Source organism: Xanthomonas sp. SHU 308, assembly GCF_000364645.1.
Classification (GTDB): domain Bacteria; phylum Pseudomonadota; class Gammaproteobacteria; order Xanthomonadales; family Xanthomonadaceae; genus Xanthomonas_A; species Xanthomonas_A sontii.
This window is the reverse complement of the sequence record NZ_AQOK01000009.1, coordinates 16,148-32,248: the sequence shown is the minus strand read 5'-3', so window position 1 is coordinate 32,248 and position 16,101 is coordinate 16,148. Positions and strand designations below refer to the sequence as shown.

Genomic DNA, 16,101 nt, shown 5'->3' with positions numbered 1-16,101 from the left:
GGCCGCGGCGCTGGCGGCCGCGCAGGCGGCACGCGCGGCCGGGGTGCGGGTGTCGTTCGACGGCAACTACCGCCCCAAGCTATGGGAGGCCTGGAACGGCGATGCGCCGGGCATCCTGCGCCAGCTGCTGGCGCAGGCGGACGTGCTGTTCGCCGACTACCGCGACCTGGAGGTGGTGCTGGGCCACCGCTACCCGCAGGACAGCGTGCAGGCGCGGGTGGAAGCGGGCGCGCGCGACGCCTTCGCCGCATTCCCGCAGCTGCAGGCGATGGCCTGCACCCAGCGCGTGGCGCACAGCGTAGACCGGCACAGCCTGGGCGCGATGCTGCTGCGCCGCGACGGCAGCGTCGCGCAGGCGCCAGCCGAGGAGCTGAGCGGCATCGTCGACCGCATCGGCGGCGGCGACGCCTTCGCTGCCGGCGTGCTGCACGGCTTGAGCCGTGGCTGGGACGACACCGCCACGATCCGCTTCGGCCTGGCCGCCGGCTGCCTCAAGCACACGCTGCCGGGCGACGTGCTGGCGCTGAGCGAGGCCGAGGTGCAGGCGTGTGTGGGGGCGACGCGGTTCGATGTGAGGCGGTGAAGAGCCGGGAATGGGGAATGGGGAATGGGGAATCGTAAAAGCGCTGGCGCTTCCGGGTTTGCGTGCGGATTGGCGTTGCGATGTGGCGGGGTTTTAGTCGTGGGGGTGTGCTGGCAATTCCAGCACCACGGCTTCGATTGTCGCGGCTGAGGCCCCTCCTACAGCAGACGCCGCGGGGATGGATGAGGTCTTTGTGGGAGGGACTTCAGTCCCGACGGGATCCGGTCGGCGTGCCGCCACCGCTGCCTCGCCGTCAGCGCAAAAGAAAACGGCCGACATCGCTGCCGGCCGCATGCTCTGTTCGGGATCCGGGATCAACACGACGCCCGAATCCCCACTCCCGAATCCCCGCTCCTCAGAGCTCCACGCAATCGAACTTGACGTCGGGATCGACCTCGGCGTCGTAGTCCACGTCCTGGCGCTCGAAGCCGAACAGCTTGAGGAACTCGTGCTTGTAGCCGGCGTAGTCGGTGAGCTGGAACAGGTTCTCGGTGGTCACCTGCGGCCACAGCGCCTTGCAGGCATCCTGCACGTCGTCGCGCAGTTCCCAGTCGTCCAGGCGCAGGCGGTTCTCGTCGTCGGTGGCCGCGGGCTGGCCGTCCTCGCGGTACAGGCGTTCGCGGAACAGACGGTCGGCCTGTTCGATGGTGCCTTCGTGCAGGCCCTTTTCCTTCATGATCTTGTAGACCATGGAGATGTACAGCGGCATCACCGGGATCGCCGCGCTGGCCTGGGTCACCACCGATTTCAGCACCGCCACGTTGGCCGCGCCGCCGTGCTGCTGCAGGCGCGCGTGCAGGCGCTGCGCGGTCTGGTCGAGGTCGACCTTGGCCTTGCCCAGCGCGCCGTGCCAGTAGATCGGCCAGGTGATCTCGGTGCCGATGTAGCTGAAGGCAACGGTGCGCGCGCCCGGGGCGAGCACGCCGGCGGCGTCCAGCGCGTCGATCCACAGTTCCCAGTCCTGGCCGCCCATCACGGTGACGGTGTCCTCGATCTCCTGCTCGGTGGCCGGCTCGATCGAGGCCTCGATGATGGCGTCCTTGTTGGTGTCGATGGCGGTGGCGGTGTAGGTCTGGCCGATCGGCTTGAGCGCCGAGCGCTTCACTTCGCCGGTGCCCGGCAGCTTGCGCACCGGCGAGGCCAGCGAATACACCACCAGGTCGACCTGGCCGCCCATGTCCTGCTGGATCAGTTCGATGACCTTGGCGCGCGCCTCGTCGGAGAACGCGTCGCCGTTGATCGACTTGCTGTACAGGCCGGCGGCCTTGGCCTGCTTGTCGAAGGCGGCGGCGTTGTACCAGCCGGCGGTGCCGGCCTTCTTCTCGCTGCCGGGCTTTTCGAAGAACACGCCGAGGGTGGCGGCGCCGAAGCCGAACGCGGCGGTGATGCGCGAGGCCAGGCCGTAGCCGCTGGACGCGCCGATCACCAGCACGTTCTTTGGCCCATCGTGGCGCACGCCGCGCGCGCGCGTGGCGGCGATCTGCTCGAGCACGTTGCGCTCGCAGCCGAGCGGATGCGTGGTGGTGCAGATGAAACCGCGGACTTTCGGATGGATGATCAACGTGAATTCCTCGTCGGCACAATGCCCGCGGCATCTTAATGTCTGCGGCGGGTGTGCAGAAGTCCCGGTGGCAGCACACGGCGGGGTATGGAGCGTACTGCGGGCGGGCGCGCGCGTTCGGATGGGTCGCGTCGCGAATGAAGTCGCTCCCACAGGGGCGGCGTCGCGGCGGCGGATGTCGTGCCGGCTGGAGGGAAACAGCTGATCGGCGAGCCGCAATCGCGCCATCGGTTGTCGCGGCTGAAGCCGCTCCTGCGGCAGGCCGCGGCACGGCACGGTGGCACCGTTGTGGGAGGGACTTCAGTCCCGACGCGCCGCCGGTGGACGTCGCAGCGCCACCGCTGGTGCACGCATCAGATGATGCGCAGGGTGATCGCCTTGAGCACCGCGCGGGTGCGGTCGCGGGTGCCGAGCTTGTCGAGGATGGTGGAGACGTAGTTCTTCACCGTGCCCTCGGCCAGGAACAGGCTGCGCGCGATCTCCTTGTTGGAGTAGCCGCCGGCGAGCAGGCGCAGGATCGCCACTTCGCGTTCGTTGAAGGTGTCGCGCGGGGCGTCCTCGTCGCGGTAGCGGTAGCGCGCACGCACCGGGTCGGTGCTGACCGGCTGCAGCAGGGTCTCGCCAGCAGCCACGCGCGCGATCGCCTCGCGCAGGTCTTCCGGCGCGGCGTCCTTGAGCAGGAAGCCCTGCGCGCCGGCGGCGGTGGCGCGCAGCAGCAGATCGGATTCGTCGAAGGTGGTGAGCAGCAGCACCGGCGTGCGGTCGCCGCGCGCGCGCAACTGCTGCAGCGCCTGGATGCCATCCATGCCGGGCATGCGGATGTCGCTGAGCACCACGTCCACCGGCGTGGCCGCCACCACGTCGAGCAAGGCCTGGCCGTCGTCGGCCTCGCAGGCGACGACGATGCCCTGGGTCTGCAACAGCGCGCGCAGGCCGGCGCGCACCAGCACTTGGTCGTCGGCCAGGGCGATCCGCAGCGCGCTCACAGCGGCAGCCTCGCGCTCAGCTGCATACCGCCGAGCGGCGTGCGGCCCAGTTCCAGGCGCCCGTGCAGCGCGGCCAGACGCTCGCGCATGCCGGCGATACCGTTGCCCTCGCGGATGCGCTCGGCGCGGTGGCCATCGTCCTCGATGTCCAGGCACAGCTGCTGCCGATCCTGGCCCAGGCGCACCCGCACATGTGCCGCGTCGGCGTGCCGGGCAGCGTTGGTCAGCGCTTCCTGCACCAGCCGCAGCAGGGTCTCGGCCAAGTGCGGATCGGTGATGCGCAGCGCCGGATCGATCTGCAACTGCAGTTGCGGCCGCGGGAACGGCGCGGCCAGGGCACACAACGCGGTCTCCAGGTCCACGCCGCGGTCGTCGCGCAGCGACTGCACCACCGCGCGGATGTCGGCCAGCAGTTCGCCGGACAGCCGCTCCACCGTCGCCACCTCCGGGCGTTGCGCCAGCGCCGGATCGGCCAGCAGCAGGCGCAACTGGATACGCAGGGCGGTGAGCTTGTGTCCGGCCACGTCGTGCAGTTCGCGCGCCAGGCGCAGGCGCTCGGCATCGCGGGTACTTTCGGCGAGCAGCGCGCGGGTGGCCAGCAGGTCGGCGTTGACCCGCGCCAGCGCCTCGCGCGCCAGCTCGGCGGTGCGCGCGTAGTGCGCGCTGAGGCCTGCGAAGGCGTGGAAGCCGGCGTAGATCAGCGTGGTCAGCAGCGGATGCTTGATACCGGCGGCGGACAGCGCCAGGAAGGTGCCCAGGTTGGCCAGCAGCGCCAGCGCCAACACCGGCCGCGGCGGCCATTGCAGCGCCACCTGCGCGACCACCACCACCAGCAACACCGGCGCGGTGCCGACGTGCGGCTCCAGCCAGACCAGGGCCATCGCCGCGGCTGCCTCGACCCACAGCGCGACATCGCGCCAGCGCCCGGGCAGGTAGTGCGCGCCGAGCAGCGGCAGCAGGAACAGCGCCGCCGCGATCCAGCGCCAGGCCACCAGCGCATGCGGCGCGAACTGGAACGACCACAGCACGGTGGCCACGGTCAGCAACCCGGCCAGGCGCTTGGGTTCGATCAGGTCGCGCAGGAATCGGTTCATGCGGCCGATGCTGACCGCGGGCCGATGCCGCGGCAATGGGGCGGGCGCAGAAAGTGACTTCCGGCAGGCGGACGGCATGACCAGCGGCCACTGCCGCGCCACCCCGACGGCGCCACACTGCGTCCATGCCCTGCCGGGTGCCGGACGATCGGCACGCAGGTCGGGCCCGGTTCATCCACCCTGCCACGCAATGCGTGGTGCACGCCGCCACGAGGAACACCGTCATGCTCCTGACCCTGCGCCATCCGGATCTGCTGTTCATGCTGCTCGGCCTGGGCTGGGGCGCGTACGAGACGCTGCTCAGCCGCCGCCGTCGCGCCGCCGATGGCGGTGCGCGCGACCAGGGCACGCTGCGCCTGCTGTGGCGCGTGCTGTACGGCGCGGTAGCGCTGGGCGCGCTGCTGTCGCTGCTCGGCGTGTGGCGCTATGCGCCGCACCTGCGCGAACCGCTGCGCTGGTTGGCCTGCGCGCTGCTGGCCGGCGGGCTGGCGCTGCGGCTGTGGTCGATCCGGGTGCTGGCGCGCTGGTTCACCGTCGACGTGACCATCCAGGAAGGCCACCGCCTGGTCCGCCACGGCCCGTACCGCTATCTGCGGCATCCCTCCTACACCGGCGCGCTGCTGGCGTTCTACGGGCTGGCGCTGGGCATGGGCAACGTTCTGTCGTTGCTGGCGATCGTGCTGCCGGTGACCTGGGCGTTCCTGCGCCGCATCCGGGTCGAGGAGGCGATGCTGACCCAGGCCTTTCCCGAGGAGTATCCCGACTACGCCGCGCGCAGCTGGCGGCTGCTGCCGTGGGTGTGGTGAGGCCGCGCCGATGGGCACTGTCGACCTGCTGCTGGCCGCCCTGCACCACCTGGCGATGCTGCTGCTGATCGCCGCGCTGGTGGCGGAATGGACCCTGCTGCGTGCGCCGCCGGACCACCGCCAATTGACGCGGCTGGTCCGCGTCGACGCCGGCTACGGGCTGGCCGCGCTGCTGATCCTGGCGATCGGTGCCCTGCGCGTGCGCTACGGGCTCAAGGGCGCCGGTTACTACCTGCACACCCCCTGGTTCTGGGCCAAGCTCGGCACCTTCGCGGCGATCGGCCTGCTCTCGCTGGTGCCGACGCTGCGCCTGCTGCGCTGGCGCCGACAGGCGCGGCTACAGCCGACCTGGTCGCCGAACGCGGCACTGGTGCGCACGCTGTAGCGGTTGATCGGGGCGGAACTGGGCCTGTTGGCGGTGCTGGTGGTGCTGGCTGCGGCGATGGCACGCAACGGCACGCCCCGATTGGTATTACCAATTTAGGCGGCCTGCATCACTGCAACCATTGACGCCGCGTGATCCAAGGCGCCTAATGGCCACACCATTCGCGCCCTGCCAATTTATTGGTATGACCAATAGTCTTAAAGCTGCCGCCACTGCCGCTGCCGGCGAGTCCCCTGCCCGGCTCAGCGACCGGGTCGCCGTGCAGTTGCGCACGCTGATCGCGCAACGCGGCCTGGCAGTCGACGCGCGCCTGCCCGCCGAGCGGGCCCTCGCCGCGGAACTGGGCGTCTCGCGCCCGGTGCTGCGCGAGGCCATCGCGCAACTCGCCAGCCAGGGGCTGCTGCGGGCCCGGGTGGGCGGCGGCACCTACGTGCAACGGCCGCCGACCCCGGAAGACCAGGTGGTGGCGCCGCTGCAGCCGTTCCTGCCGTTGCTGCATGCCGACCCGGAGTACCGCTTCGACGTGCTGGAAGCGCGCCATGCGCTGGAAGGCGCCACCGCCTGGCATGCGGCACTGCGCGCCACCGACGACGACCGCGCGCGCATCGAGGCGGCCTACGAGGCGCTGCTGCAGACCCATGCGCAGGCCGATGCGGCGGCGCAGGCGCACGCCGACGCCGATTTCCACCTGGCCATCGCCGAGGCCACCCACAACCGGGTGCTGCTGCAGGTGATGCGCGGGCTGTTCGACCTGCTGCAGGCCAACATCTCGCAGAGCCGGCAACAGCTGTTCGAATCGCCACGCATCTTCTCCGCCCTGCTCGCCCAGCACCGCGCCCTGCGCGACGCGATCCTGGCCGGCGACCCCGAACGCGCCCGCGCCGCCGCGCACGCCCACCTGGAATTCGTGCACAGCGCGCTGCGCACCCTCGACGAGGACGATGCGCGCCGCGCCCGTGCCTCGCGCCTCCCCTCCTCTCCCTGACCGCCCTGCCCCCATGATCATTTCCGCCTCCACCGACTACCGTGCCGCCGCGCAGCGCCAGCTGCCGCCGTTCCTGTTCCACTACATCGACGGCGGCGCCTATGCCGAGCACACCCTGCGCCGCAACGTGTCCGACCTGAGCGACATCGCCCTGCGCCAGCGCGTGCTGCGCGACATGTCGGCGCTGGACCTGCACACCGAGCTGTTCGGCGAACGCCTGGCCTTGCCGGTGGCGCTGGGGCCGGTGGGCCTGACCGGCATGTACGCGCGCCGCGGCGAGGTGCAGGCGGCCAGGGCGGCGGCGGCCAAGGGCGTGCCGTTCACCCTGTCCACGGTGTCGGTGTGCCCGATCGAGGAAGTGGCGCCGGCGATCGACCGGCCGATGTGGTTCCAGCTGTACGTGCTCAAGGACCGCGGCTTCATGCGCAACGCGCTGGAGCGGGCAAAGGCCGCGGGCGTCACCACCCTGGTGTTCACCGTGGACATGCCGGTGCCGGGCGCGCGCTACCGCGACGCGCATTCGGGCATGAGCGGCCCCAACGCGCCGCTGCGGCGCATGCTGCAGGCCGTCACCCATCCGCGCTGGGCCTGGGACGTGGGCCTGCGTGGGCGCCCGCACGACCTGGGCAACATCTCCACGTACCGCGGCCATCCCACCGGGCTGGCCGACTACATCGGCTGGCTCGGCGCCAACTTCGATCCGTCGATTTCGTGGAAGGACCTGGAGTGGATCCGCGAGTTCTGGACCGGGCCGATGGTGATCAAGGGCATTCTCGATCCGGACGATGCGCGCGATGCGGTGCGGTTCGGCGCCGACGGCATCGTCGTTTCCAACCATGGCGGGCGCCAGCTCGACGGCGTGCTGTCCAGCGCGCGGGCGTTGCCGGCGATCGCCGATGCGGTGAAGGGCGAGCTGAAGATCCTGGCCGACTCCGGCGTGCGCAGCGGCCTGGACGTGGTGCGCATGCTGGCGCTGGGCGCCGACACCGTGCTGCTCGGCCGCGCCTTCGTCTACGCGCTGGCCGCCGCCGGCCAGGCCGGCGTGGAGCATCTGCTGACCCTGATCGAGAAGGAGATGCAGGTGGCGATGACCCTGACCGGCGCCAAATCGATCGCGGCGATTTCGCGCGAGTCGCTGGCGCAGGTGACGCGCGAGGGAATGGTCTCGGCGTAAAGCGGTCGCGGCAGCCCTGGCACCGCCGCGACCGACCTGCCCTAGCCGGCCTTGCGTCGTGCCGGGGCCTTGCGCGCAGCCGGCTTGGCCTTCTTGGCCGCCGCCGGTTTGGCGCGCGTCGCCTTCTTGGCCTTGCCGGCCGCGCTCTTGGCCGGCTTGTCGCTCTTCTTCGCCGCGGTCTTGCGTACCGGCACGCGCTCGTCCTGCCTGGCCGGCGTGCGCTTCTTGGCGTCCAGGCTCTTCTGCAGCAGCGACATGAAGTCGACCACGTTGGTGGTGGCGTCCTCGCGCTGCGGCGCCTCGGCATCCTCGTCGACCTGGGTGGTGCCCTCCTGCGCCTTGATCCGTTTCTGGATCACCGCGTGCAGCCGCTCGCGGAATTCGTCGTGGTAGGCATCGGGGTCCCAGCGCCCGGACATCGAATCGATCAGCTGCGCCGCCATCTCGATTTCCTTGGCGCTGATCCGGTAGTCGGCGGCCTTGCCGCCGGGCAGCGTGTAGTCGTCCAGGTCGACCAGTTCCTGCGGGTAGCGCAGCAGGATCAGCACCAGCGCATCCTGCAGCGGCATCACCGCCGACAGATACTCGCGGGTGCGAATCACCACCCGCGCGATACCGACCTTACCGGTACTGCGCAGGGTCTCGCGCAGCAGTACGTAGCCCTTCTCGGCCTTCTTGCCCGGCACCAGCACGTAGGGTTTCTCGAAATAGCGCAGGTCGATCTCGGCGGCGTCGACGAAGGCCTCCACTTCCACCGTCTCGTGGCTTTCCGGTGCGGCCGAGGCGATGTCCTGCTGCTCGACCACCACGTAGTTGCCCTTGCTGTATTCGTAGGCTTTGACGATGTCCTTCCACGGCACTTCCTCGCCGGTGTCGGCGTTGACCCGCTCGAAGCGGATCGGGCGCTTGTCGCGCGCGTCGAGCATGCGGAAGTGCAGGTCGATCCGGCGTTCGCCGGACATCAGCGACACCGGCACGTTGAGCAGGCCGAAGGACAGCGTGCCGGTCCAGATCGGGCGCGGCATCAGTGCGGCTCCACGCCGGCGGCCTGCGCCGGCAGATGATCCAGCGCCTGCCAGGCATCCTCGATCACCTGCCGCGCCTGGGTCCAGTCCAGCCGCGAGTCGCCACGCATCAGGTCCCAGTGCGCGGCCAGTTCGTCTTCGGTCTCGGCGCCGGGCCCGCGCGGCCAGCCGCGTGCATGGGTCTGCAGGGCGAAGGCGTAGGCCGGGCACAGGTCGCGCCACGGCGTGCGGTGGCGGGCGCGGCGCTGGCGGTAGTCGGCCAGGCTGTAGCGGCGGTAGTCCGGTGCGTCGTGCGGGCGCGGTGCCGCACCACGGCGGCGCGGCGGCGGCACGCTCGGCAAGGGATCCAGATGGGCGTTGAACAGCAGCGGGTCGGGGCGGTCGCTGGGGCGCATGGCAGGGCTCCGGGCGGCAACGGCGGCGGGGGGACGCGCAGCAGTAGCGCTGCCGCCGTTAGCGACCCGTGACCGATCCGTGGAGGATGCGCGATTCGCAATGGCTTCACCGCGCCGGCGGTGAACTGGACCTCCGCCATTCCCTGGAGGAACTGGACATGTCCACGCCCACCGATCCGCTGCGTCAGGCCGCGCCCATTCCCGGCGAACAGCGCGGCAAGCGCCAGACGCAGGACCGCGAAGACCGCGGCGCCGGCGACCGCCCCGAGACCATCGTCGAACACGAACCGCGCACCGGCGAGAACCGCCCTGCCCCGCCGGACACGCCGGCGCACTCCACGCCGGACACCGCTCACGGACGGCATGCCGACGCCAACCAGGACGAAGCCCTGGAAGAGACCTTCCCCGCCAGCGATCCGGTGTCGCCGTTCGTGCCGGCGAAGGCGCCGAAGGCGTCGTAGCGCATCGAAGTCTGGCGTCCTACCAGCATCGGTGTGGGAGTGACCTCAGTGCACCTCAAGAAATCTCGACTGCAACATCAGCCGCGACGAGCGACATCATCGGCGCGTCCGACTGCACTGCAGTCGGGACTGAAGTCCCTCCCACAAGGAGGGCCGGCGGGCAGCGCTTCCATCGACATGATGGGAAACACGGTGCAGAAGAACTCGCTGCACCGCGTGCCTTCCGCCACTACACCTTCCCCGCCGCCTCCAGCGCGGCGTACTCGCTTTCGCTGAACAGCCGCGAGCGCACCAGGAAGCGCACGCCCTCGCCGTTCTCCAGCGAGAACATGCCGCCGCGGCCGGGCACGACGTCGATGATCAGCTGGGTGTGCTTCCAGTAGGCGAACTGCGAGGGGCTGATGTAGAACGGCGCCTCCCCGATCTCGCCGAGCAGCACGTCGCGGTCGCCGACGATGAAGTCGTCCTGCGGGTAGCACATCGGCGAGGAACCATCGCAGCAGCCGCCCGACTGGTGGAACAGCAGCGCGCCGTGCCGCGCCCCCAGCTTGGCGATCAGCTGCAGGGCCGGCAGCGTCGCCAGCACCTGCGGCGGCAGCGCGTCAGCGGGCGCGGACGCGTCCATCAGGCGGCCATGTCCAGCACGATGCGGCCTTCGATCTTGCCGGCGTGCATGCGCGCGAACACGTCGTTGACGTTGTCCAGGGTGTCGGTGGCCACGGTCGCGGCGACCTTGCCCTGCTCGGCGAATTCCAGCGATTCCTGCAGGTCCAGACGGGTGCCGACGATCGAGCCGCGCACGGTCACGCCGTTGAGCACCATGCCGAAGATGTCCAGCGGGAACTGGCCCGGCGGCAACCCGTTGAGCGAGACGGTGCCGCCGCGGCGGACCATGCCGATGGCCTGCTCGAACGCCTTCGGCGACACCGCGGTCACCAGCGCACCGTGCGCGCCACCGATTTCCTTCTTCAGGTACGCGACCGGGTCGGTGGTGCGCGCGTTCACCGTCACCGTCGCGCCCAGGCGCGTGGCCAGCGCCAGCTTGGCGTCGTCCACGTCGACCGCGGCCACGTTCAGGCCCATCGCCTTGGCGTACTGCACCGCCATGTGGCCGAGGCCGCCGATGCCGGAGATCACCACCCAGTTGCCGGGCCGGGTGTCGGTGACCTTCAGGCCCTTGTACACGGTGACGCCGGCGCACAGGATCGGCGCGACCTCGACGAAGCCGATGTTCTTCGGCAGGTGGCCGACGTAGTTGGCATTGGCCAGGGCATATTCGGCGAAGCCGCCGTTGACCGAGTAGCCGGTGTTCTGCTGCGCCTCGCACAGGGTTTCCCAGCCGCCCAGGCAATGCTCGCAATGGCCGCAGGCCGAGTACAGCCACGGAATGCCGACGCGATCGCCTTCCCTGACGTGGTCCACGCCGGCGCCGACTGCCACCACATGGCCCACGCCCTCGTGGCCGGGGATGAACGGCGGGTTCGGTTTCACCGGCCAGTCGCCCTCGGCCGCATGCAGGTCGGTATGGCACACGCCGCAGGCTTCGATCTTGACCAGGATGTCGCCGGCCTGCGGCCGCGGCACCGTCACTTCCTCGATCACCAATGGCTTGCCGAACTCACGCACCACGGCGGCTTTCATCGTCTTGTCCATCGCAACGCTCCTGAGAAAAACGGGTCCTGTCACCATCGCGCGACCGGCGACGGAGTGCCTTGATCCAGATCAGTTCGCAGACGGACGACGGCACGCCGGCAGCGTGCCGCCGCCCTGCCCGGCGGGTCAGAAGAAGCCCAGCGCCTTCGGCGAGTAGCTGACCAGCAGGTTCTTGGTCTGCTGGTAGTGGTCGAGCATCATCTTGTGGTTCTCGCGGCCGATGCCCGACTGCTTGTAGCCGCCGAACGCGGCATGCGCCGGATAGGCGTGGTAGCAGTTGGTCCACACCCGCCCGGCCTGGATCGCGCGGCCCATGCGGTACAGCCGCGCGGCATCGCGGCTCCACACGCCGGCGCCCAGCCCGTACAGCGTGTCGTTGGCGATCGCCAGCGCGTCCGCCTCGTCCTTGAAGGTGGTCACCGACACCACCGGGCCGAAGATCTCCTCCTGGAACACGCGCATCTTGTTGTGCCCCTTGAACACCGTCGGCTTGACGTAGAAGCCGCCGGCCAGCTCGCCATCCAGCGCGTTGCGTTCGCCGCCGATCAGCACCTCGGCGCCTTCCTGCTTGCCGATGTCGATGTAGGACAGGATCTTCTCCAACTGCTCGCTGGAGGCCTGCGCGCCGACCATGGTGTTGGGATCGAGCGGATTGCCCTGCTTGATCGCCGCCACCCGCTTGAGCACCTTCTCCATGAAGCGCTCGTAGATCGACTCCTGGATCAGCGCGCGCGAGGGACAGGTGCAGACTTCGCCCTGGTTGAAGGCGAACAGCACGAAGCCTTCCACCGCCTTGTCGAGGAAATCGTCGTCCTCGGCCATCACGTCGGCGAAGAAGATGTTCGGCGACTTGCCGCCCAGCTCCAGCGTCACCGGGATCAGGTTCTGGCTGGCGTACTGCATGATCAGCCGGCCGGTGGTGGTCTCGCCGGTGAAGGCGATCTTGGCGATGCGCGGGTTGCTGGCCAGCGGCTTGCCCGCTTCCAGGCCGAAGCCGTTGACCACGTTGAGCACGCCCGGCGGCAACAGGTCGCCGATCACTTCCATCAGCACCAGGATCGAAGCCGGGGTCTGCTCGGCCGGCTTCATCACCACGCAGTTGCCGGCGGCCAGCGCCGGCGCCAGCTTCCAGCACGCCATGAGCAGCGGAAAGTTCCACGGGATGATCTGGCCGACCACGCCGAGCGGTTCGTGGAAGTGATAGGCGATGGTGTCGTGGTCGATCTCGGAGATGCCGCCTTCCTGCGCGCGCACCGCGCCGGCGAAGTAGCGGAAGTGGTCCACGCACAGCGGCACGTCGGCGTTGAGCGTCTCGCGCACCGGCTTGCCGTTGTCCCAGGTCTCGGCATAGGCCAGCAGCTCCAGGTTCTGCTCGATGCGGTCGGCGATCTTCAGCAGCACGTTGCTGCGCTCGGTGCTGGAGCTCTTGCCCCAGGCGTCCTTGGCGGCGTGCGCGGCGTCCAGCGCCGCCTCGATGTCCTCGGCGTTGGAGCGCGCCACCGCGGTGAATACCTTGCCGGTGATCGGCGTGCTGTTGTCGAAATACTGCCCGCTCTTCGGCTCCACCCACTTGCCGCCGATGAAGTTGCCGTAGCGCGACTTGAAGATGGACTGCGGATCGGTGGCATGCGGCTTGGCGGTGCTGACGGCGTTCATGGTGTTCTCCTTCGGCGGTCGGAAAGGACGGGCGGGGCCGTCCGGTAGCGGCATGTGCGCAAGTCCGATGCCAGGTTTTGCGTGCTGCGCCGCGTCACGCGGTCGCACCGCGACACACCGACGCACCCCCTGCGGTTTTGCTGCGTCGCGTCACGTCTGTCGATTGCGCTGCGTCGGCGGATGTGCTGTTTATCGGAACACCCGTATCACCAGGTGTCGCAATCTGCGACAGCGGAGCCGGACATGGCGCAGCACCCCTCGCAACACCAACTCGGCCAGGCCCGGCGGGCCTTCTTCGAACGCGGCGGCGCGCCGGTCGGGCAGGTGCCCGACACCATCCTGCAGTCGTGGCAGCGCTGTCAGCGCCTGGGCCTGGCCGCGGACGCGAAGCCCGCGATCGAACCACTGGAAGCCTCGCGCCTGCGCGCCCTGCGCGAGGCGCACGAGCGGCTGTGGCGGCTGGCACGCGCCGAACTGGAAGGCCTGGCCGGCGACGCCGCGGCCACCGGCAGCATCGTGCTGCTCACCGACGAGGCCGGCTGGATCCTCGACGCCGAAGGCAGCCCGCGCTTCCTCGACAAGGCGGGCAGGGTGGCGCTGATGCCCGGCGCATGCTGGAGCGAACCCCAGGTCGGCACCAATGCGATCGGCACGGCGATCGTCGAAAGCCGTTCGGTGGAAGTGCGCGGTGGCGAACACTACTTCGCCCCGCACCAGATCCTCAGTTGCGCGGCGGTGCCGATCTTCGATCCGTACGGCGCCCTGGCCGGCGTGCTCGACATCTCCGGCGACGCCAGCGTGCAGCACATGCATGCGCTGGCGCTGGCGCGGATGGCGGTGGCCAACATCGAACACCGCTATTTCGACGACGGCATCCCCGGCTGCGAACTGCTGCGCGTGCACCACGACCCGGCGCTGCTCGGCACGGCGCGCGAAGCGCTGCTGGCGTTCCGCAACGGCCGCCTGGTGGCCGCCAACCAGGCCGGGTTGCGGCTGTTCGGGCTTGAACGTCACGAACTCGGCCGCGCGCCCTACGAAGCGCTGTTCGAAGAGCCGCTGTCGCGGCTGCGCCAGCAGGGCAGCGTGTTCGACCTGCAGGGGCGGGCGCTGCACGGACGCATCGACAGCCCGGCCGACGATCGTCCGCGGCGACGCCCGCAGCAGGCGCCGATCACCGTGACCGCGTCATCGCGGCCTTCGGCGGCGGCGGCGTCCGACGCGCCGCTGTTCGACGCGGCGCAGGAACTGGCGCTGGAACGCGCGCGGCGCGTGCTCGATGCGCAACTGCCGGTGCTGGTGCAGGGCGAGACCGGCACCGGCAAGGAAGTGTTCGCGCGCGAATTGCACCGGCGCAGCGCCCGCGCCGGGCGCCCGTTCGTGGCGGTCAACTGCGCGGCGCTGCCCGAGGGGCTGATCGAAGCGGAACTGTTCGGCTACGAGGATGGCGCCTTCACCGGCGCGCGCAAGCACGGCAACCCGGGCCTGCTGCGCCAGGCCGACGGCGGCGTGCTGTTCCTGGACGAGATCGGCGACATGCCGCTGGCCTTGCAGCCGCGGCTGCTGCGCGTGCTGCAGGAACGCGAGTTGCTGCCGCTGGGCGGCGGCAAGCCGGTGAAGCTGGATTTCGCCCTGGTCTGCGCCACCCACCGCGACCTGGACGCGGCGATGGCCGAGCAGCGCTTCCGGCCCGATCTGTACTACCGCATCGCCCACCACTGCGTGCAGATTCCGGCACTGCGTGCGCATCCGGACCGACGCGCGCTCGTCGCCGAGCTGTGGGCACGGCTTGGCCAAGGCAGGCGCCTGACCGAGGCGGCCCTGGCGACGCTGAGCGCCTACGCGTGGCCGGGCAATCTGCGCCAGCTGGTGGCGTGCCTGCGCACGCTGGTGGCGTTGAGCGAAGCGGATGCGCTGGTCGATGCCGACGCCTTGCCGGCCTACCTGCCCGGCGTGCGCGCGGGAGAGCAGGGCAGCAACGGCGGCACCGCGATGCCGTTGCCCGATGCCGACCTCGACAGTCTCGCGCTCGGCGCCATGCGCCAGGCCCTGGATGCCTGCAACGGCAACGTCTCGCAGGCCGCACGCCGGCTCGGCATCAGCCGCAGCACGCTGTACCGACGGCTGCAGTTGGGGACGCACTGACGCGGCATATCGCCGGCTGCGCCTTGCGCGGTCGTCGACGTCGCACGTCCCGTAGGAGCGGCTGCAGCCGCGACACGGCGTTATCGGTCATGTCAGTCGCGGCTGACGCTGCTCCTACAGCGCAGCGCGGTTTCCACCGAACCGCAGCAACGCGCGTGGCTGGAGCGCCCTTTCGCCGCGACAGCCCTCCCACAGACCCCTCATCGATTGGAAACCGCTCTCGCATCCGTGACCTCTTTCTGACCGAACACATCGCCCACGACTGCCGCGTCCGAACACGGCGAGCAGCGCGCGGTGCTGCCGGCGATGCTCCAGGCTCCCTCGCCACCATGGAGCTTCACATGCAACGCTTGCACGGCAAGATCGCGCTCATCACCGGCGCCAGTTCCGGCATCGGCCACGCCGCCGCGCACCTGTTCGCGCGCGAAGGCGCCTGCGTAGTGCTGGGCGCGCGCCGCGGTGCGCTGCTGCAGACGCTCGCCGCGGAGATCGAGGACGCCGGCGGCCACGCCGCGTGGCTGGCCGGCGACGTCCGCGAGGAGGCCTATGCGCAGGCGTTGGTGGCGCTGGCGAACACGCGCTTCGGCGGGCTGGACATCGGCTTCAACAATGCCGGCACCCTGGGCACGCTGGTGCCGACCACGCAACTGCAGGCGCAGGCCTGGCGCGACGCGCTCGATACCAATCTGAGCGGCGCATTCTTCGGCGCCAAGCATCAGATTCCGGCGATGCTGGCACGCGGCGGCGGGTCGTTGATCTTCACCTCGACCTTCGTCGGCTACACCGTCGGCTTCCCGTGCACCGCCGCCTATGCCGCCAGCAAGGCCGGCCTGATCGGCCTGACCCAGGCGCTGGCAGCGGAGTTCGGACCGCAGGCGATCCGGGTCAACGCCTTGCTGCCGGGCGGCACACACACGCCGATGGCGGAGGCGATGAACGGCACGCCGGAAGCGCTGGCGCGGGTCGCGCAGCTGCATGCGCTCAAACGCCTGGCGCAGCCGGACGAACTGGCACGGGCCGCGCTGTTCCTGGCCTCGGACGAAGCCGCGTTCGTGACCGGCAGCGCGATGCTGGTCGACGGCGGGGTATCGATCATGCGCAGTTGACGCGGACGGCGGTCGCGATGTCGCCGCGCCCGCACGCTGCGGGGCGAGGCGCACGCTCGCCACCGCGCGCAATGCCCTGCCGCTGCCGA

At 70.2% G+C, this 16,101-nt stretch carries 16 protein-coding genes; 8 read left to right on the top strand and 8 right to left on the bottom strand.

What is annotated here, in order from left to right:
* Positions 1-583 (top strand): PfkB family carbohydrate kinase (locus D588_RS0100630; RefSeq protein WP_017914605.1); only part of this gene is annotated, 583 nt, incomplete at its 5' end.
* A 355-nt stretch (positions 584-938) separates the two neighbouring features.
* On the opposite strand, the gene fabV is transcribed toward D588_RS0100630, so the two are convergent.
* The 3 genes from fabV to D588_RS0100615 form a co-directional block, all read right to left on the bottom strand.
* Entirely contained in the window at positions 939-2,144 is a 1,206-nt protein-coding gene (gene fabV, locus D588_RS0100625) for an enoyl-ACP reductase FabV (RefSeq protein WP_017914604.1), read from the bottom strand.
* Between the two features lie 353 nt (positions 2,145-2,497).
* The gene (locus tag D588_RS0100620) at positions 2,498-3,130 is read right to left on the bottom strand and encodes a response regulator transcription factor (RefSeq protein WP_017910062.1); all 633 of its coding nucleotides are present in this window, start codon (positions 3,128-3,130) and stop codon (positions 2,498-2,500) included.
* Positions 3,127-4,224: a histidine kinase gene (locus D588_RS0100615; RefSeq protein WP_017914603.1), complete on the bottom strand. Its 1,098-nt coding sequence runs from the start codon at positions 4,222-4,224 to the stop codon at positions 3,127-3,129. Before D588_RS0100615 ends, D588_RS0100620 begins: the two co-directional genes overlap by 4 nt.
* A 224-nt stretch (positions 4,225-4,448) precedes the next feature.
* Between D588_RS0100615 and D588_RS0100610 the strand changes: the two genes are divergently transcribed.
* From D588_RS0100610 to lldD, 4 genes are all read left to right on the top strand, one after another.
* A complete protein-coding gene (locus tag D588_RS0100610) occupies positions 4,449-5,030 on the top strand; it encodes a PEMT/PEM2 methyltransferase family protein (protein WP_017914602.1) in 582 nt (193 codons plus the stop codon).
* A 10-nt stretch (positions 5,031-5,040) separates the two neighbouring features.
* Positions 5,041-5,415 (top strand): DUF2214 family protein, encoded by a 375-nt coding sequence (locus D588_RS23715; RefSeq protein WP_017914601.1) that lies wholly within the window; start codon positions 5,041-5,043, stop codon positions 5,413-5,415.
* A gap of 184 nt (positions 5,416-5,599) precedes the next feature.
* The gene (gene lldR / locus D588_RS0100600) at positions 5,600-6,400 is read left to right on the top strand and encodes a transcriptional regulator LldR (protein WP_051067811.1); all 801 of its coding nucleotides are present in this window, start codon (positions 5,600-5,602) and stop codon (positions 6,398-6,400) included.
* Positions 6,401-6,413: 13 nt separating this feature from the next.
* On the top strand, positions 6,414-7,574 hold the full coding sequence (gene lldD, locus D588_RS0100595; protein WP_017914599.1) for an FMN-dependent L-lactate dehydrogenase LldD: 1,161 nt from the start codon (positions 6,414-6,416) through the stop codon (positions 7,572-7,574).
* A gap of 41 nt (positions 7,575-7,615) precedes the next feature.
* On the opposite strand, the gene D588_RS0100590 is transcribed toward lldD, so the two are convergent.
* Together D588_RS0100590 and D588_RS0100585 are read right to left on the bottom strand one after the other, a co-directional pair.
* Complete coding sequence (locus D588_RS0100590; RefSeq protein ID WP_017914598.1) at positions 7,616-8,599, bottom strand: Ku protein; 984 nt, start codon at positions 8,597-8,599, stop codon at positions 7,616-7,618.
* Entirely contained in the window at positions 8,599-8,994 is a 396-nt protein-coding gene (locus tag D588_RS0100585) for a hypothetical protein (RefSeq protein WP_017914597.1), read from the bottom strand. Before D588_RS0100585 ends, D588_RS0100590 begins: the two co-directional genes overlap by 1 nt.
* Before the next feature lie 158 nt (positions 8,995-9,152).
* Here D588_RS0100585 and D588_RS0100580 point away from each other — a divergent pair, with 158 nt between their 5' ends.
* A complete protein-coding gene (locus D588_RS0100580; protein WP_026143216.1) occupies positions 9,153-9,455 on the top strand; it encodes a hypothetical protein in 303 nt (100 codons plus the stop codon).
* Between the two features lie 229 nt (positions 9,456-9,684).
* Here D588_RS0100580 and D588_RS0100575 read toward each other — a convergent pair whose 3' ends face one another.
* From D588_RS0100575 to adh, 3 genes are all read right to left on the bottom strand, one after another.
* Positions 9,685-10,080 (bottom strand): DUF779 domain-containing protein, encoded by a 396-nt coding sequence (locus D588_RS0100575; RefSeq protein ID WP_017914595.1) that lies wholly within the window; start codon positions 10,078-10,080, stop codon positions 9,685-9,687.
* Positions 10,080-11,108, bottom strand: coding sequence for an alcohol dehydrogenase AdhP (gene adhP / locus D588_RS0100570; protein ID WP_017914594.1), 1,029 nt, complete (start codon positions 11,106-11,108; stop codon positions 10,080-10,082). Before adhP ends, D588_RS0100575 begins: the two co-directional genes overlap by 1 nt.
* A 126-nt stretch (positions 11,109-11,234) precedes the next feature.
* Entirely contained in the window at positions 11,235-12,764 is a 1,530-nt protein-coding gene (gene adh, locus D588_RS0100565; protein WP_017914593.1) for an aldehyde dehydrogenase, read from the bottom strand.
* A gap of 243 nt (positions 12,765-13,007) precedes the next feature.
* Between adh and D588_RS0100560 the strand changes: the two genes are divergently transcribed.
* Both D588_RS0100560 and D588_RS0100555 read left to right on the top strand, forming a co-directional pair.
* Positions 13,008-14,906: a sigma-54-dependent Fis family transcriptional regulator gene (locus tag D588_RS0100560; RefSeq protein ID WP_017914592.1), complete on the top strand. Its 1,899-nt coding sequence runs from the start codon at positions 13,008-13,010 to the stop codon at positions 14,904-14,906.
* Positions 14,907-15,247: 341 nt separating this feature from the next.
* Complete coding sequence (locus D588_RS0100555; protein ID WP_017914591.1) at positions 15,248-16,012, top strand: SDR family oxidoreductase; 765 nt, start codon at positions 15,248-15,250, stop codon at positions 16,010-16,012.
* Positions 16,013-16,101: the final 89 nt, after the last annotated feature.

What these genes read in the sequence shown, in the direction of transcription:
- D588_RS23715 (WP_017914601.1), top strand. Translation starts at nt 5,041, where the DNA reads ATGGGCACTGTCGACCTGCTGCTGGCCGCCCTGCACCACCTGGCGATG.
- adhP (WP_017914594.1), bottom strand. Translation starts at nt 11,108, where the DNA reads ATGGACAAGACGATGAAAGCCGCCGTGGTGCGTGAGTTCGGCAAGCCA.
- D588_RS0100555 (WP_017914591.1), top strand. Translation starts at nt 15,248, where the DNA reads ATGCAACGCTTGCACGGCAAGATCGCGCTCATCACCGGCGCCAGTTCC.
- D588_RS0100615 (WP_017914603.1), bottom strand. Translation starts at nt 4,224, where the DNA reads ATGAACCGATTCCTGCGCGACCTGATCGAACCCAAGCGCCTGGCCGGG.
- lldD (WP_017914599.1), top strand. Translation starts at nt 6,414, where the DNA reads ATGATCATTTCCGCCTCCACCGACTACCGTGCCGCCGCGCAGCGCCAG.
- D588_RS0100560 (WP_017914592.1), top strand. Translation starts at nt 13,008, where the DNA reads ATGGCGCAGCACCCCTCGCAACACCAACTCGGCCAGGCCCGGCGGGCC.
- D588_RS0100590 (WP_017914598.1), bottom strand. Translation starts at nt 8,599, where the DNA reads ATGCCGCGCCCGATCTGGACCGGCACGCTGTCCTTCGGCCTGCTCAAC.
- D588_RS0100610 (WP_017914602.1), top strand. Translation starts at nt 4,449, where the DNA reads ATGCTCCTGACCCTGCGCCATCCGGATCTGCTGTTCATGCTGCTCGGC.
- D588_RS0100580 (WP_026143216.1), top strand. Translation starts at nt 9,153, where the DNA reads ATGTCCACGCCCACCGATCCGCTGCGTCAGGCCGCGCCCATTCCCGGC.
- lldR (WP_051067811.1), top strand. Translation starts at nt 5,600, where the DNA reads ATGACCAATAGTCTTAAAGCTGCCGCCACTGCCGCTGCCGGCGAGTCC.
- D588_RS0100575 (WP_017914595.1), bottom strand. Translation starts at nt 10,080, where the DNA reads ATGGACGCGTCCGCGCCCGCTGACGCGCTGCCGCCGCAGGTGCTGGCG.
- D588_RS0100585 (WP_017914597.1), bottom strand. Translation starts at nt 8,994, where the DNA reads ATGCGCCCCAGCGACCGCCCCGACCCGCTGCTGTTCAACGCCCATCTG.
- adh (WP_017914593.1), bottom strand. Translation starts at nt 12,764, where the DNA reads ATGAACGCCGTCAGCACCGCCAAGCCGCATGCCACCGATCCGCAGTCC.